Below are 15,650 nucleotides of genomic sequence, written 5' to 3' on the forward strand. Positions count from 1 at the left end.
ACAGGGCTCCATGATTCACGTAATCGCCTTCTATCTCTTCGCGGTGATGACCGTCGGCTCCGGCGCGATCACCATTCTGGCGCGCAACCCGGTGCACTCGGTGCTCTGGTTGATCCTCGCGTTCTTCAACGCCGCCGGGCTCATGGTTCTGACGGGGGCCGAGTTCATCGCGATGCTGCTTGTCATCGTGTATGTGGGCGCCGTCGCCGTGCTGTTCCTCTTCGTGGTGATGATGCTCGATATCGATTTTGCCGAACTGCGCGCTGGCTTTGTCCGGTACCTGCCGTTCGGCGCCCTTGTGGCGCTTGTGCTGCTGGCGGAAATCGTGCTCGGTATCGGCGCGTACAGAGCCGGGTCGCTGGACCTGGGCACGCCGGATGGCACGGCCGCAGCAGGAACGGGCCTCTCGAACATCGAAGCGGTCGGCGCGCTGCTTTATAGCCGCTACCTGTTTCTCTTTGAGGCTGCAGGCGTGATCCTTCTCGTGGCGATGGTCGGCGCGATTGTCCTGACCCTGCGTCAGCGCAGCGGCACCCGTGTCCAGAACATCCGGAAGCAAAACATGCGTCGACCGGATGAGGCCACGGTCAACGTCAAGCCGGAATCCGGCAAGGGGGTTCAGCTGTGATCGGCGTCGAACATTATGTCGTGGTGAGCTCGATCCTCTTCGTGCTCGGCGTTCTCGGCATCTTCATAAATCGCAAGAATATCATCGTCATCCTTATGGCGATCGAGCTCATCCTGCTTGCGGTGAATATAAATTTTGTCGCTTTCAGCGCCTTCCTTCAGGACCTGACTGGCCAAATCTTCGCCATGTTCGTGCTGACGGTGGCTGCCGGCGAGACTTCGGTGGGGCTTGCAATCCTCGTGATCTATTTCCGTGGCCGCGGCACCATCGCCGTTGACGACGTCAACCGGATGAAGGGGTAAGGTCGTGTCTATCCTCCTTATCGTCTTCCTGCCGCTGCTGGCGTCTCTCGTCGCCGGGCTGGGGAACAAGTCCCTTGGCCTGGTGGTGCCCAAGGTGCTGACAACCGGTGCGCTGTTTGTCGCTTGTGCGCTGTCGTGGCCAATCTTCCTCTCGTTTTTGGGGGGAACTGGGGCAGCCTATGAGGTCCATGTCCTCAAATGGGTCGCCTCGGGCACGATGACGTTCGACTGGACGCTGAGCGTCGACTCCCTGACGGCGGTCATGCTGGTCGTCATCACGTCGGTTTCGGCTCTCGTTCACCTCTACTCCTGGGGCTACATGAGCGAGGAGCCGGATCAGCCGCGTTTCTTCGCCTATCTGTCGCTCTTCACGTTCGCCATGCTGATGCTGGTGACCGCCAACAACCTCGTACAGATGTTCTTCGGTTGGGAAGGCGTGGGCCTGGCGTCCTATCTTCTCATCGGCTTCTGGTTCCGCAAGCCCTCAGCCGGCGCTGCAGCAATCAAGGCGTTCGTGGTGAACCGCGTTGGCGACCTTGGTTTCATGCTCGGCATCTTCGGCACGTTCCTTGTCTTCGGCACGGTATCGATCCCCGAAATCCTGGAAGCCGCGCCTTCGATGGCGGGCTCTACGATCGGGTTCCTCGGCGCCCGGTTCGACACCATGACGGTGCTGTGCCTGCTGCTGTTTGTCGGCGCGATGGGCAAGTCGGCTCAGTTGGGTCTTCACACCTGGCTGCCTGATGCCATGGAGGGGCCCACGCCGGTCTCGGCGCTGATTCACGCTGCGACGATGGTCACGGCCGGTGTTTTCATGGTTTGTCGTCTGTCGCCGATGTTTGAGCAGACCGAAACCGCTATGAACGTCATCGCCGTCGTCGGTGCCGCGACCTGCTTCTTCGCTGCGACCGTCGGCTGCACCCAGTGGGACATCAAGCGCGTGATCGCGTATTCGACCTGCTCGCAGCTGGGATACATGTTCTTTGCGGCGGGTGTGGGCGCCTATGGCGCGGCGATGTTCCACCTGTTCACGCACGCGTTCTTCAAGGCGCTCCTGTTCCTTGGTGCCGGCTCGGTTATCCATGCCATGCATCATGAGCAGGACATGCGGTTCTACGGTGCGCTGCGTAAGCACATCCCGATCACGTTCTGGACCATGACCGCAGGCACGCTCGCCATCACCGGGGTCGGTATTGCCGGTTTCGTGGGCTTCGCAGGGTTCTACTCGAAGGACGCGATCCTCGAGGCGGCCTTCGGCTCTGGCACTTCGGTCGGCACATTCGCCTTCTGGATGGGCATCGCCGCTGCGCTGATGACGAGCTTCTACTCGTGGCGCCTCGTCTTCCTCACCTTCTTCGGCAAGCCCCGCTGGATCCAGTCGGAGCACATCCAGCACGCGGTTCACGATGCGCATGGTCATGACGATCATGAGCATCGTGGTGCGCCGGCCGAGGAGGATGCGGGCGAGATGACGGATCGCCATGACGCGCACGCCGCCGGCCACGGTGGCCACGCGGAAGGGGGGGCGCATCATGCGGTGGATACTACCGCTGACGGTACGGGCGGCTATCATCCGCACGAGAGCCCGCTTGTCATGCTGTTGCCGTTGCTGTTGCTTTCGATTGGTGCCGTAGCTGCGGGCTACATCTTCCACGACGCCTTCATCTCTGACGGAGAGGGTGAATTCTGGAAGGGCTCGCTGGTCTTCCACGAGCACCTCATCCACGCCATGCACGGCGTGCCGACCTGGGTGAAGTGGACTCCGTTCACGGTCATGTCGCTGGGCCTGCTGACCGCGTGGTACGGCTACATCAAGAACACCTCGTTCCCCAAAGCAGTCGCCGATCAACTCGGCCCGGTTTACACCTTCGTGTACCGCAAGTGGATGTTCGACGAGCTCTACAACGCCATTTTCGTCAAGCCCGCGTTTTGGCTCGGGAAGGTGTTCTGGAAGGTGCTCGATATCGGCATCATTGACCGGTTCGGTCCGGACGGCGCGGCGGCTGTCGTCGCACGGGGTTCGACTTACGCGCAGAAGGTCCAGTCGGGCTATCTGTACAGCTACGCTCTTGTCATGCTGCTGGGCCTTGTCGGCGCCATCAGCTGGGTGATCGCGGGATAAGATGATGAGTGGTTTTCCGATCCTCAGCCTGATGCTGGCCGTGCCGCTGGCAGCGGCGCTGGCTTGCCTCTTTCTTGAAGCCAAAGCAGCGCGCACAGTTGCGCTGCTCGCTACCCTTGCGGACCTTGCCCTCGGCGTGGTGCTGTGGGCGAATTTCGACATCGGCGGACCGCAGTGGCAGTTCACTGAACGGCTCGAGATCTTCTCCGGGTTTTCATGGGCGCTCGGCATCGATGGCATCGCGTTGCTGCTGATCATGCTGTCGGTGTTCCTGATGCCGATCTGCATCGGTGCCAGCCGTTCGATCGAAAAGCGCGTTGGCGAGTACATGGCGGCGTTTCTTGCAGTGGAAACGCTCATGCTCGGCGTGTTCATGGCGCAGGATATCTTCCTGTTCTACATGTTCTTTGAAGCCGGCCTGATCCCGATGTACCTCATCATTGGGATCTGGGGTGGGGCCGATCGCATCTACGCAAGCTACAAGTTCTTCCTGTACACGCTCCTCGGCTCGGTGCTGATGCTGGTGGCGATGCTGTGGATGGTGAATACCGCAGGCACGAACGATATCCCGACACTGATGGCTTACGATTTCCCGCCCTCGGCCCAGAACTGGCTCTGGCTCGCGTTCTTCGCCAGCTTCGCAGTGAAGATGCCGATGTGGCCGGTCCATACCTGGCTTCCGGCTGCGCACGTTCAGGCGCCCACGGCCGGGTCGGTCATCCTGGCGGGTGTGCTGCTGAAGATGGGTGGTTACGGGTTCATTCGCTTCTCGCTGCCGATGTTCCCGGAGGCTTCGGTCTACTTCGCGCCGCTGGTGTGGGGCCTGTCGATGGCTGCGGTGGTGATCACGTCGCTGATCGCGCTTGTGCAGAGCGATATGAAGAAGCTGATCGCCTATTCGTCGGTCGCGCACATGGCGATCGTCACGATCGGCCTGTTCGCCTTCAACGTGCAGGGTCTCGAAGGCTCTATGCTCGTGATGCTCAGCCACGGCCTCGTTTCGGGTGCACTGTTCCTCTGTGTCGGCGTCATTTACGACCGTCTGCACACGCGTGAAATCGACCGCTACGGCGGACTTGCGATCAACATGCCGCGCTACGCACTGTTCTTCCTGCTGTTCACGATGGCATCCATCGGTCTGCCGGGTACGAGCGGGTTCGTCGGTGAATTCCTGAGCCTGGGAGGCATCTACCAGGTTTCGACCTGGGCGGCGCTGATCTGCACGACGGGTATCATCCTTGGCGCGGCCTACATGCTCTACCTGTACCGCCGGGTCGTGTTCGGCGAGCAGAAGAACGCCGATGCAGCCGCCATGCCGGATCTCGACGGCCGGGAACTGGCCATGGTCGTGCCGCTCGCGCTGGCCGCCCTGTGGATGGGTATCTATCCGGAAAGCTTCATTGCTCCGATGCGCGCCGACATTGCCGCGCTCGATGCCCGCCTTGCCCGTGCAAAGCCGCAGGGCGACAGCGCGCCTACACCTGGAAAAGTTAAACCTGCGCACACGGATGATAGTGCGCATGGGGGGTCACACTGATGGACTGGTCGCACTCCCTGCGCCTTATCGCGCCGGAAGAAACGCTGAGCATTGCAGGCCTTATCCTGCTCCTGATCGCCGCCTGGGGTGGTGACAAGGCAAGCCGCCTCATTTCGATCCTTGCCGTCGCGGCGCTGGTGGGAGCGTCGTTCCTCGTCGCGCCCGCCCTGTGTCAGGGGGCGATGGGGCCGGACTACGCCGCGTTCTTCGGGCAGGTTCACGCCGATGCCTTCTCGAGCTTTGCAAAGATCCTGATCTACCTGTCAGCCGCATCGGCTCTTGTGGTTGCCCCGGCGTTCCTCAACCGATTGGGCGCAATGCGTCCGGAATTCCCCGTGCTGATCGTGTTTGCGGCATTGGGCAGCGGCATGATGGTGTCGGCGGGTGACCTCCTTGCGCTCTACATCGGCCTCGAGATGAACTCGCTCGCAGCCTATGTCCTTGCCTCGTTCGCGCGGACGGATGACCGCTCGGCAGAAGCCGGCCTCAAGTACTTCGTTCTGGGTGCACTGGCGTCGGGCATTCTGCTGTTCGGCATGAGCCTGACCTACGGTTTCACCGGCACGACCGCCTTTTCGGGCATAGATGCATCTCTCGCGGGTGGCCTGTCGACCGGCGCGCTGTTCGGCATCGTCTTTATCCTCGCCGGCCTGGCCTTCAAGATCAGCGCCGTTCCGTTCCACATGTGGACGCCCGACGTCTACGAAGGCGCACCCACTCCGGTTACGAAGTTCTTCGCGACGTCCGGCAAGGTGGCCGCCATCGGCCTGACCATGCGTGTGATGTTGGGCGCGTTCGGAGACCAGGTGGACGCCTGGCGTCAGATCATCGTGTTCGTCGCTCTGGCGTCGATCGTGGTCGGCGCACTCGGCGCGATCGGGCAGAAGAACATCAAACGTCTGATGGCCTATTCGTCCATCAATAACGTCGGCTTCATTCTGATCGGCCTTGCTGCGGCGAACGTGCAGGGCGCTTCGGCCATGCTGTTCTACCTCGTGCTTTACATTGCCATGACGGTGGCGGGCTTCGCGGCGATGCTGATGCTCAAGGACGAGAACGGCAACCAGGTCGAGGAGATTGCAAAGTTCTCGGGCCTGTCGCGTACCCGACCGGGCCTGGCGCTGGCTCTGGCGATCGTGATGTTCAGCCTTGCTGGTATTCCGCCGCTGTTCGGCTTTTGGGGCAAGTTCCTCGTGTTCAAGGCGGCTGTGGATGCCGACATGATGGCGCTCGCCTTCCTGGGCTTTGCGGCTTCTGTCATCGGCGCGTTCTACTACCTGAAGATCGTCAAGGTCATCTACTTCGATGAGCCGGCCGATGCGGTGAAGGGTGAGAACGACATCTGGCACAAGGCCATCCTGGTGGTGACGTGCGTGTTCATCTCGCCACTGGGCTATCTCGCGAGTGGCTGGCTGCAGGGTCTCACCGACACGGCGGCGACCGCTCTGTTCCAAGCGCTTTGATCGAGGTAATCGCCGAGACCGGCTCGACAAACGCGGAGCTGTCTGGGCGCCTCGCCGCTGGGAACCGCGTGCCCGAAGGGCACTGGCTGGTGGCGGATCGGCAGACCGCGGGACGGGGTCGTCTCGGGCGCTCGTGGAACGGTGACGCGGGTAACTTCATGGGGTCAACCGTCGTCCGAGTGACCTCGGCGGATCCCGCACCGGCCTCGCTCGCACTGCTGAGCGGGGTCGCGGTCCATGAGACTGCGGCCCTGTTCGCGCCCGAAGGATTGATGTTGAAGTGGCCGAACGATCTCCTATTCAGGGGAGGGAAGGCCGCCGGTATTCTCCTGGAAATGATCCACGGCGTTGTCGTGATCGGTGTGGGGGTCAACATCCGGCACGCACCTGAAGTCGCCGGGCGGCGGACGGCGGCGCTGGCGGAAGGCGGCCCTGCGCCAACGCGCGATGAATTTGCCCGGGCACTGGCTGACTCATTCGAACGGGAACTGCAGCGCTGGCGGCATGGAGGGCTTGCTCCACTGCTGCGGCGCTGGCAAAGTGTGGCGCACCCAAGGGGCGCTGCTTTAACCGTTTTACCGCCGGGAGAAGGCGCGGTCGAGGGTAGGTTCGCGGGATTGAGCGAGGACGGTAACCTGCTGCTTCAACTGGATGACGGGTCCATCCGGGTCATCCACGCAGGCGACGTTGTACTTCCGAACACCTGAGCGTGAGGATTTCAAGACCGATGCTTCTCGCCATTGATGCCGGCAATACCAATGTCGTCTTCGCCTTGCTCGAGGGCCGCAGCATTCGCGGCCGCTGGCGGATAGCGACGGATCCGCGGCGCACCGGGGATGAATACGCCGTCTGGCTGATGCAGCTTCTCGCCATTCGCGGCGTCAAGGCTGATGCGGTCACTCAGATCATCATCTCCACTGTAGTGCCTCGGGCGCTGCACAACCTCGAGATCCTCGCCCGCCATTACTTCAATGTCGAGCCACTGGTCGCCGGGCAGGGGCGGGCGGAATATGGCATCGACATCGATGTCGATGAACCGCGCTCCCTGGGGGCGGATCGCGCCATCAACGCGGTCGCGGCCCACGCGAAACACAGTGGTGATCTTATCGTTGTGGATTTCGGGACCGCCACGACATTCGACGTTGTCGACTTCAATGGCGCGTACAAGGGGGGCATCATAGCACCCGGTATCAACCTGTCTCTTGACGCGCTGGTCGGGAACACGGCGAAGCTGCCGAGGATTGCGATCGAAGCCCCGAAAAGTACAAGCGTGGTCGGTCGCAACACCGAGGACCAGATGCTCATTGGCGTCTTCTGGGGTTACGTGGCGATGATGGAGGGGCTTATCGCACGCCTGCGAACCGAAATCGGAAGGCCGGCCAAGGTGATCGCTACGGGCGGACTGGCCGTTCTGTTCGATGAGGCGACTGAAATCTTCGATGCCGTCGACGCGGATCTCACGATCGATGGTCTCGCAATCATTGCCGAAAGGGCAGCTTCCAAGTGATTCCCGGTAAGGAACTTCTGTTTTGCGCGCTTGGCGGATCGGGCGAGATCGGCATGAACGTCAATCTCTACGGATGCCAGGGCAAGTGGCTGATGGTCGATCTCGGGATGACGTTCTCGGGTAACGAATACCCTGGTGTCGATCTCGTATTCGCCGATCTCGAGTTCATAGAAAATGAGCGCGAAAACCTTCTCGGCATCGTCCTGACTCACGCGCACGAGGACCATATCGGCGCGGTCCCCTATTTCGCTGAGGATCTGGGTGTGCCTCTTTACGCAACGCCGTTCACGGCGAGGCTGGTGGCGGCAAAGCTGGAAGAGGCGGGGATACTGGATAGAGTCGAACTGATCGTGATCGAGGGTCTCGAGACGTTCCAGTTGGGTCCGTTCGGCGTGCGGTATGTCCCGCTGGCGCACTCCATTGCAGAGGGCAACGCGCTTCTAATCGAGACGCCGTACGGGCGGATCTTCCACACAGGCGATTGGAAGCTCGACGACGAGCCGCAGATCGGTACGCCGGCGACCCAGGCTGAACTGACCGCGATCGGCGACGAGGGCGTGCTCGCGCTTGTGTGCGATTCGACAAACGTGTTCAATCCGGAAGCGTCCGGTTCGGAAGGCGAAGTCTACCGCGGCCTTCTGGCTGAAGTGAAGAAGCATGCCGGGCGACGGGTGCTGGTGACCACTTTCGCCTCGAACGTGGCGCGGCTTCAGACGCTGGGGGACGTGGCAAGGAAGACGGGGCGTCAGCTCTGCGTTGCCGGGCGGTCGTTGGATCGGATGATCCAGACGGGGCAGGCGTGCGGCTACCTGAAGGACTTGCCGGACCTGGTTGATCCTGACACCGCCATGGATCTGCCGCGCGGCGACGTCCTGGTCGTGGCGACGGGGGGACAGGGTGAGCCGCGTGCAGCGCTGGCCCGGATCACGGACGGCAGTCATCCCATCAAACTGGACAAGGGCGATGTCGTCCTCTTTTCCAGCCGCCAGATTCCAGGCAATGAGCTGCAGATCGGGCGCATCCAGAACCGTCTGGCCGATGCGGGCATCATCATCGTGACCGACCGGCAGAGCCCGATTCACGTGTCAGGCCATCCGGGTCGCCCGGAGCTCGAAGCGCTGTATGGTTGGCTGCGGCCCGATATACTCGTGCCTGTGCATGGCGAAATCCGTCACATGAAGGAACAGGCGCGGCTTGGCCTGGCGAGTGGCATTCCGAAGGCAATCTTCCAGAAGAATGGCGACCTGGTGCGACTGGCGCCAACTCAGCCCGGAAAGTTTGGCGAAGTGCGGTCCGGGCGGCTCGTACTGGACGGCGACATCATTGCGCCGGCGGATGGAGAGGCGATCGTCATGCGCCGCCGCATCGCCTTCAACGGTGTCGTCTCGGTCGCCGCCGACCGCAAGGGGCACGTGGAGGTATCCGCGGTAGGGCTTCCGCTGGACGAGGACTATCCGGCTTTCGTCGAGGAGGCGAAGCGCGACGTGGCCGAGGCGCTGTCGCGAGCGAGGAAGGCGGATCGCGATGGACGGGCCGAGGCTGCACGGCTTGCGGCACGGCGGGCGGCGACACGCTGGTCCGGCAAGAAGCCACAGGTCCAGGTGCTGCTGCTGGAGGATTAGGACCGATGGCAATGAACTGGACCTCAATCGCAGCGATCTACGTGCTCTTCTGGGTGATGAGCGCCTTCATCGTCCTGCCGATTGGACTGAGAACACCCGATGAGGTGGATGGCCACGTAGTGGGACGAGGGCACGCAGACAGCGCTCCGGTGAACTTCCGGCCTCTGCTGGTCGCCAAGCGGGCAACGGTGCTGGCTGCCGTGCTGTTCGGCCTCTACTACGCCAATTACGCGCTGGGATGGTTCACAGTGGAGGATATCAATTTCTTCGACGCTCCGGTGAAGGATCTGGGTTACTGAGGTGCTCTTTGGCATCGCGGGCATTTGGCGCTAGATGCGCGCCATGGACTCCGACACACTGACACCGCCGCGCTGTTGCGTGGCCGCGCTCTACCGTTTTGCACGATTTGACGATCCGCTGGCCCTCAAGGCACCGCTCGAAGCTGTTTGCCGCGAAAACGGTATTCGCGGGACGTTGCTGCTGGCGCAAGAAGGCATCAACGGCACAATTGCAGGCAGCCGGAGCGGCATCGAGACGGTGCTTGGCCACGTGCGATCGTTGCCGGGATGCGGGGACGTGGACGTAAAGTATTCGGAGGCGGTGCAGATGCCGTTCCATCGGATGAAGGTGCGCATCAAGCGCGAGATCGTCACGATGGGTGAAGAAGGCATCGATCCTCAGGCGAGTGTCGGCACTTACGTCGAACCGGAGGATTGGAATACGCTCATCTCCGATCCGGATACGATCGTCATCGACACGCGGAATGACTACGAAGTCGCCGTCGGCACATTCGCGGGGGCGGTCGATCCGGAAACGCGCAGCTTCCGCGACTTTCCGGCGTGGTTCAGACAGGAACGCGAAACACTTCTCGCGGGTGGCAAGACAAAGGTTGCGATGTTCTGCACAGGCGGCATCCGCTGCGAGAAGTCGACGGCGTTCCTGAAGCAGGAAGGTGTCGAGGAGGTCTATCACCTGAAGGGGGGCATTCTCAAGTATCTTGAGACCGTGCCACAGGAGCAAAGCCTCTGGCGGGGTGAGTGCTTCGTCTTCGACCAGCGCGTGACGATCGGGCATGGGCTGTCGCAGGGCAGCTACGGCCTTTGCCATGCCTGCCGCCGACCGGTTAGCGATGAAGACCGCGTATCATCGCTTTACGAGGAGGGTGTGAGTTGTCCCGCTTGCCACGGCGAGCGGACGGACGAGCAGAGGGCAACGTACCGGGAGCGTCATCGTCAGGAGACGCTCGCTGCCATGCGAGGCGAGGCACACGTCGGGGCAGCCTATCCGAAGCGAGAAGGCGGCGCGGCCGACTGAAGGGAAAACGGGCGAAGCTCCAGGCGCTTCGCCCGCACCGATGCTTAACTGCGCAGCCGTTCGATGCCCTGCGCAAGGGCCACGTAGAGCTTGCCGAGATCCGACGACAGGAGCGTCACGCCCAGTGCGTTACCGTCCCGTGTGGACAGGACCTGGCGAAGAATGCCCTCAAAATCATGAATATAGCGGCTGACATTCGCACGGAAGGTATCGTCTCGTTCGAAGATCTGCTGGATCGCCTTGGCTTCGCCTGCGTCGAGAAGGGAGACGGCGCGGCGTGTGAAGATGCCACGGTCGCCGCGCAGATAGGCCGCCCATGCGTCGTCGGCGATATCGCTGGAAAGCACTGTGGCGATGTCGATCGCGTTGGACTTGAGCGAATCGGTGATCACCGCTGCGCGCCGCGCGAAGTCGTTATCGACCTGCTCTTCGGCCCGCTCGCGCGCCTCGGCGACGCGGCCTTCGAGATTGCCGACGAGTTCGTCCACCTTCTCCAGTTGCTCGCGCAGTTGCGCGGCCGCCTCGCGCGTAACGCCTGAAGCATGGGCCACGGCCTGTTCGAGTTGCCCGGAGACCTCGGCGGCTTTGGCACGCATGGCCCTGTCTATGGCCGCCGCGCTGTCATTGGCGAGATTCTCCGCAACGCGGTTGATTCGTTCGGCGCTGTCATCCTCTATGGAGGAGACTGCGTCGTCGAGGGTGGTACCAAGCGCGGCGAGGGCGGCGATCAAAGCTCCGCCGGCCCTGTCAGCGGCTTCCTGGGTCGCAGCGTCGATTTCGCTGACGCTTTCCTGCAGGCGAACGAGGAGCGCCGCATGGTCTTCTGCCCGGGCGGAGATATCTGCATGCGCGTGCGAAACGCTTGTGATCAGTGCATCCAGGTCGCGACCGGAGTTCCCAATTTCGGCGGTGACCTCCTCGCCCCCACGAGCAGCCTGCTGCAACTGCGTGAGCACCACGCTCATGGTTTCCTGCAGGTGGCGCAGCCGATCTTCGGAGAGGGCAAGCGCTTCGGGCAGGGCGTGGTTGGTCTGGCGGGCGCTCGCCTGAAGGAGTTCCAGCAAGCGTACGCTGTCTTCAGCCAGCTTTTCGACCTCTTCGTCCGTCACGGCGAGCGTCGTCCGGGCCGCAGCAAGTGCGTCCGTCAGCGTCGACAGACTTGAGCTGAGCCGACCTTCGGCCTCTCCTGCCTGTGCTGCGATCGTTTCCATGCGCGCTTCGAAACGTCCGAGTTCCCCGGTTACTTCGCTCGCCCTTTCCGCAAGCATTGCCGCCTGGATCCGGTGCCGTTCCAGGCGTTCCGCTATCGAGGCGTCGAGGTCGCCAAGCATATGGTCGATCCGGGCAATGGCATGGCGTTCCTGCTCAACCTGGCGCGACTGGCGATCCTGCGCTTCCATGGCGAGGCGCTCCGCCCGCAGCCCGATCGCCTCATCGATCTGGCATGCCTCGGTCGATATGGCTGCGAGCCGCTCACACAAGGCGTCGATGGCGCTCTCGTGCGCCTCGGCGATCGCCACGCCGGCAGCGGTCTGTTCTTCCGAAAGGTTCGCCAGCGACGCCCTTAAGGTCTCGGTTGCTCTTTCCTCGGCTTGTGAAAACGCCCGGGTGACCACATCGCTCTCGTCGCGCAACGCGACCAGGCGGGCGCGAAGCGATGTGAGGCTTTCGGCCTCGTTGTGGTCCAACTGACGGCGTGTCTCGTCGATCTCTTCGCCTAGGGCCTTCGCGCGAACGCGGATGGCGGCCAGAGCTTCGACTTCGTGCTTCTCGAGTTGGCTGCGGAACTCTTCGCCACGCGCCCGCAGAGCGGCGAACCGCCCATCAGCCAACGCTTCGAGCTGGTCGCAGCGGGCGATGAAGCCCTCCAGCGTCTCGTTCACCTGCTCGCGCAGCATGGTGACCTGGCGCGTGCTGGCGGAGCCGAACTCGTTAAGGCGGTTGAAGCCGTGGATCATGTCCTCGAGGTTACCATGCGCGGTTCGCCCCGCATTGGCGATGTTGTTGGTCACGTCCTTGGCGGAGCTGGCAATGACCGGAAGCTGGCCGCGCAGCTTCTCCATGTTCTCCAAAGCGGCTGCACTGACGGTGCTGATCGATTCCACGCGCGTCCCGTTTTCCCGCACAAGCTCCTGCAGGCGGTCGGCGTTCTGCGACAGGCGTTCGGTCGCCAAGCGGCCCAGCGTCTCAAGATCGCGCGATTGTGCCGCGATGAACTCACGCGCGAGGCTCAACTCCCGGTTTACGGCGGTCAGCCGCGTCTCCATGCGGGCGGACTCAACCGAGAGAGCACGTGCGACATCACCAAAGCGGCGGCCTTCACGCGCGCTGTGTCGCATGAACAGCAACCACGCGACGCCGATCAGGAGAACGGGAACCGTCCACTCCACTACAAGGGTTGGAACGCGGGCCAGCGCCAGCCCGGGTGAAAATGACGGGAGACGTGCTGCGATGAACAAAACGGTCCACGCGGCGACCGCAACGCCCGCCGCGGCGGGAGCCGCCCAGGGACGATAAGTCGGTTCCGCCGGCTCCCCGCTGTCGGACGAGTCCGCCAGATCCGCACCGTCATCCAACGACACGCTATCTGTGGCAGATCGCGTGTCGTCCGCTGCAACTTGCGCCTCCGGCATTTCACCGTTGCCGAAGGCGATGATCCTGTGTTCCCCAACCATGCCTGAAGATACCACGGCGGTCGGAGCGATAAACCCCACTTTAGGAGTTATGCAATTAAGCTGGGGAAATGGCGTAGCAGGCAGCGGCCGAGCGCCGCATCGCGCCTGCGGCAAGCTTTCACTCGGCGCGGCTGTGGAATTTGGCGCAGGCGGCATGCGATGCGCCGCCGGAAGAACCCATCTCCGTTCGGAAGCTGAAGGCGTACTGGCCGAAATATCCGGGAACTGAGCGGACGCTTTAACTTGGCACCTGCGCGGCGGCTGCCTACATCTAAGGCTGGGTGCTGGAGTTTCGAATTTGCGGATTGCATTGTTGGCCATGATGGAGCCTGCCGTAACAGGGCAGCCGTTCCCCCGCGCGTTCCTGCGCGTGGCAGGCAGCAGCGCGGCGCAGCACCAACTTGGAACTGTCATCGCGCTCGGCTGTCAGCGGGTGATCTGCATGGCGAGAGGCATGTCGCCGGAACTGGCGGCCCTGCAATATGATGCTGAAGATGCAGGCCTGCAGTTCGCGGTCGTGACGGCGGCGAACCAGCTGTCCGGTCTGGTTACCGCGGCAGATGAGTTGGTGGTGATTTCCGAAGGCCTGTTTGCTGACGCGGCGCAGACCGTCTCCCTGCTGGAAGGCCATGCGCCCGTCGTTCTGGTCCAGCCCGTAGAGGGTGCGCTGGCTGCCGGGTTCGAGCGTATTGACATCAACCGGGCCACCGCAGGTGTGATGAGAGCGCCCGGTTCGCTCGTCGAGCGACTGCACGAGTTGCCGATAGACGTCGATGCCGTTTCGGCGCTGACGCGCATTGCGCTGCAATCGGGCACAACGATGCGTGAGGTTCCCGCCGCAGCGCGAGCGGGCGCGGGTTGGCGCATGATCCGCAGTGAAGCCGAAGCCTACGCACTTGAAGACGAGTGGATGCGGTCGCGGTTTGCGCAGGATGGTGCCCGTACGCCCGGCCGCACGATCGCTCGGTTCGCGGTGCTCAGTTTCGGCTCTTCGCTGCTTCACGCCGGTAATGCGAGCGACGTTGTGTCGGTGGCCGTCATCGTCACCCTGCTCATCGCGGCGGGTGCGGGGTGGCTGGGCGTCCTGTGGTGTGCTTTCGCGCTGGTCGCGGTCAGTTGGCTTCTCGTCGAGGCAAGTCGTCTGCTGCGAGCGGCCGAGCGCCAGGCGCTTGGACAGCCCGCGCCGCCGATACCCCGTGCGGACGCTCTGGTCTGGCTGGTCGACGTAGCCTTTGCGGGACTGATTCTTCTCGATACGCCCCGTTTCCCCGGCGAACCGGTCCTGGCGTGGCTTTGTACACCTGCAATTCTGTTGATGCTGCTGGTCCTCCTTCCTCGCGTTGCTGCCGGACGGGTGAGTGGCCTGGCAGGTGATAGGGCCTTGCTCGGATTGTTACTGGCATTTGCATCCGGTTTCGGTCAGGTTCTGCTGGTCGTGAAGGGGCTGTCCGCGTGCCTTGTTGCTGCCGCATTGGTCCTGCCACGTCGCCGCGACGCATAACCTTGAATTAACTTGATGACGGTTAGACGGATCATATGACCGATCAAGCCGCTTTCCAGGCTGACTTACCAGGCGCTGAAGCCGCGCTGAGGCGCGAGCTGGCGCGGGGCGACGCTGTGGGGGCGGCCGCGCTGCCGGTACTGCGGCATCTGGTGGCGGCCGAGGAAACGGCACTTCTCAGTGAAGAGGTGCTGGCCCGCGTTCGCGGCATGCTGGCTGACGTTGCGTCGCAGGTGCTCGATGGCCTTATCGGAGACACCGACAGGGGGATGCATGCGCCGGACGATATTGGCCTGCTGACGCGTACGTTCCTTCAGGACGAGCGCTTGCTGCAACACGTTCACGCGCTGGCGCTGGAGTGGCAACTCACCGAGACACTCCAGGAGAGCACGGCCCTTGATCCCGTGAGCCCTCCGCTGCTGCAGAGGCTTTTGCAGGATGAGCAGTTGGGTGAGCCGGCTCGACGGTTCCTGAAATCTCAGGCTCAATGGTGCCAGGCTCAGCGGCGCATGGCTCTTCCGCTGGCGGAGCTGCCGCTGAACGTGTTGCAGAGCGCGATCGAGAGCCTGCGCAAGCTCGTCGGAGCCGACGCGGCGTTGTCGGCGCGCGTGTCCGACGTGGAAGCGCGCGTGCGAAGGCTTCGGACCGAAGTTCCCGGTCGCTTGGATCTGGCCCTGCTCCTGTGCGACGGGTTGAAGCGGCGAGATCAGGTCCTCTCAGTCTGTGAGGCCGGACTGGCGCTTTTCTGCTCGGGTCTTTCTCGGTTCTCGGATCAGCCGCGCGACGTTCTCGTCGTTTCTATACATCCCGGGCGCAGTACGCGGTTGGCGCTGGCCTTGCTGGCGGCGGGAGCGAGCCACCGTATGGTGGAGACGCAATTGCTGGTTCTTACGCCCCGGGCGCAACTGCCGACTGGGCTCGACGGTATCGACGCCGGCCGTGCGGCTGCCCTTCTGACAGCAGGCGTTCGATGAACCTG

General features: G+C 62.8%; 13 protein-coding genes. 12 read left to right on the forward strand and 1 reads right to left on the reverse strand.

Translation table 11 applies throughout. The features are described 5' to 3' along the window. Window positions 1-10 precede the first annotated feature (10 nt). The 10 genes from C2R25_RS18595 to C2R25_RS18640 are packed head-to-tail and all read left to right on the forward strand — an operon-like array spanning window position 11 to window position 10,495. The gene (locus C2R25_RS18595; RefSeq protein ID WP_103730596.1) at window positions 11-628 is read left to right on the forward strand and encodes an NADH-quinone oxidoreductase subunit J; all 618 of its coding nucleotides are present in this window, start codon (window positions 11-13) and stop codon (window positions 626-628) included. After that, window positions 625-930, forward strand: a complete 306-nt coding sequence (gene nuoK / locus C2R25_RS18600) for an NADH-quinone oxidoreductase subunit NuoK (protein ID WP_103730597.1) — start codon at window positions 625-627, stop codon at window positions 928-930. Before C2R25_RS18595 ends, nuoK begins: the two co-directional genes overlap by 4 nt. 4 nt (window positions 931-934) lie before the next feature. Beyond that, window positions 935-3,052 carry an NADH-quinone oxidoreductase subunit L gene (gene nuoL / locus C2R25_RS18605; protein ID WP_103730598.1) on the forward strand — a complete coding sequence of 706 codons (2,118 nt, stop codon included), beginning with the start codon at window positions 935-937 and terminating at the stop codon, window positions 3,050-3,052. 4 nt (window positions 3,053-3,056) lie between these two features. After that, window positions 3,057-4,589: an NADH-quinone oxidoreductase subunit M gene (locus C2R25_RS18610; protein ID WP_103730635.1), complete on the forward strand. Its 1,533-nt coding sequence runs from the start codon at window positions 3,057-3,059 to the stop codon at window positions 4,587-4,589. After that, on the forward strand, window positions 4,589-6,052 hold the full coding sequence (nuoN, locus tag C2R25_RS18615; protein WP_103730599.1) for an NADH-quinone oxidoreductase subunit NuoN: 1,464 nt from the start codon (window positions 4,589-4,591) through the stop codon (window positions 6,050-6,052). The genes C2R25_RS18610 and nuoN overlap by 1 nt, the downstream gene beginning before the upstream one ends. Continuing rightward, window positions 6,049-6,759, forward strand: a complete 711-nt coding sequence (locus tag C2R25_RS18620) for a biotin--[acetyl-CoA-carboxylase] ligase (protein ID WP_103730600.1) — start codon at window positions 6,049-6,051, stop codon at window positions 6,757-6,759. Before nuoN ends, C2R25_RS18620 begins: the two co-directional genes overlap by 4 nt. Window positions 6,760-6,779: 20 nt before the next feature. Then, the gene (locus C2R25_RS18625; protein WP_103730601.1) at window positions 6,780-7,559 is read left to right on the forward strand and encodes a type III pantothenate kinase; all 780 of its coding nucleotides are present in this window, start codon (window positions 6,780-6,782) and stop codon (window positions 7,557-7,559) included. Continuing rightward, window positions 7,556-9,181 carry a ribonuclease J gene (locus C2R25_RS18630; protein ID WP_103730602.1) on the forward strand — a complete coding sequence of 542 codons (1,626 nt, stop codon included), beginning with the start codon at window positions 7,556-7,558 and terminating at the stop codon, window positions 9,179-9,181. Before C2R25_RS18625 ends, C2R25_RS18630 begins: the two co-directional genes overlap by 4 nt. An 11-nt stretch (window positions 9,182-9,192) precedes the next feature. Next, the gene (locus tag C2R25_RS18635) at window positions 9,193-9,480 is read left to right on the forward strand and encodes a DUF1467 family protein (protein ID WP_103730636.1); all 288 of its coding nucleotides are present in this window, start codon (window positions 9,193-9,195) and stop codon (window positions 9,478-9,480) included. A gap of 43 nt (window positions 9,481-9,523) precedes the next feature. Beyond that, window positions 9,524-10,495 carry a rhodanese-related sulfurtransferase gene (locus C2R25_RS18640; protein WP_103730637.1) on the forward strand — a complete coding sequence of 324 codons (972 nt, stop codon included), beginning with the start codon at window positions 9,524-9,526 and terminating at the stop codon, window positions 10,493-10,495. A gap of 44 nt (window positions 10,496-10,539) precedes the next feature. Here C2R25_RS18640 and C2R25_RS18645 read toward each other — a convergent pair whose 3' ends face one another. Then, window positions 10,540-13,170, reverse strand: coding sequence for an ATPase (locus C2R25_RS18645; protein ID WP_103730603.1), 2,631 nt, complete (start codon window positions 13,168-13,170; stop codon window positions 10,540-10,542). 319 nt (window positions 13,171-13,489) lie between these two features. On the opposite strand from C2R25_RS18645, the gene C2R25_RS18650 reads away from it, so the two are divergent. Further along, window positions 13,490-14,671, forward strand: coding sequence for a hypothetical protein (locus C2R25_RS18650; RefSeq protein ID WP_103730604.1), 1,182 nt, complete (start codon window positions 13,490-13,492; stop codon window positions 14,669-14,671). A gap of 35 nt (window positions 14,672-14,706) precedes the next feature. After that, entirely contained in the window at window positions 14,707-15,645 is a 939-nt protein-coding gene (locus C2R25_RS18655; RefSeq protein WP_103730605.1) for a hypothetical protein, read from the forward strand. Window positions 15,646-15,650: the final 5 nt, after the last annotated feature.

Origin of the sequence: Novosphingobium sp. HII-3, from assembly GCF_002916655.1 — a bacterium.
Lineage (GTDB): Bacteria > Pseudomonadota > Alphaproteobacteria > Sphingomonadales > Sphingomonadaceae > Novosphingobium > Novosphingobium panipatense.

Excerpts from the sequence above, each read along its gene's own strand:
- C2R25_RS18595 (WP_103730596.1), top strand. The coding sequence starts at position 11 with ATGATTCACGTAATCGCCTTCTATCTCTTCGCGGTGATGACCGTCGGC.
- C2R25_RS18610 (WP_103730635.1), top strand. The coding sequence starts at position 3,057 with ATGAGTGGTTTTCCGATCCTCAGCCTGATGCTGGCCGTGCCGCTGGCA.
- nuoN (WP_103730599.1), top strand. The coding sequence starts at position 4,589 with ATGGACTGGTCGCACTCCCTGCGCCTTATCGCGCCGGAAGAAACGCTG.
- C2R25_RS18625 (WP_103730601.1), top strand. The coding sequence starts at position 6,780 with ATGCTTCTCGCCATTGATGCCGGCAATACCAATGTCGTCTTCGCCTTG.
- C2R25_RS18635 (WP_103730636.1), top strand. The coding sequence starts at position 9,193 with ATGAACTGGACCTCAATCGCAGCGATCTACGTGCTCTTCTGGGTGATG.
- C2R25_RS18640 (WP_103730637.1), top strand. The coding sequence starts at position 9,524 with ATGGACTCCGACACACTGACACCGCCGCGCTGTTGCGTGGCCGCGCTC.
- C2R25_RS18645 (WP_103730603.1), bottom strand. The coding sequence starts at position 13,170 with ATGGTTGGGGAACACAGGATCATCGCCTTCGGCAACGGTGAAATGCCG.
- C2R25_RS18650 (WP_103730604.1), top strand. The coding sequence starts at position 13,490 with ATGATGGAGCCTGCCGTAACAGGGCAGCCGTTCCCCCGCGCGTTCCTG.
- C2R25_RS18655 (WP_103730605.1), top strand. The coding sequence starts at position 14,707 with ATGACCGATCAAGCCGCTTTCCAGGCTGACTTACCAGGCGCTGAAGCC.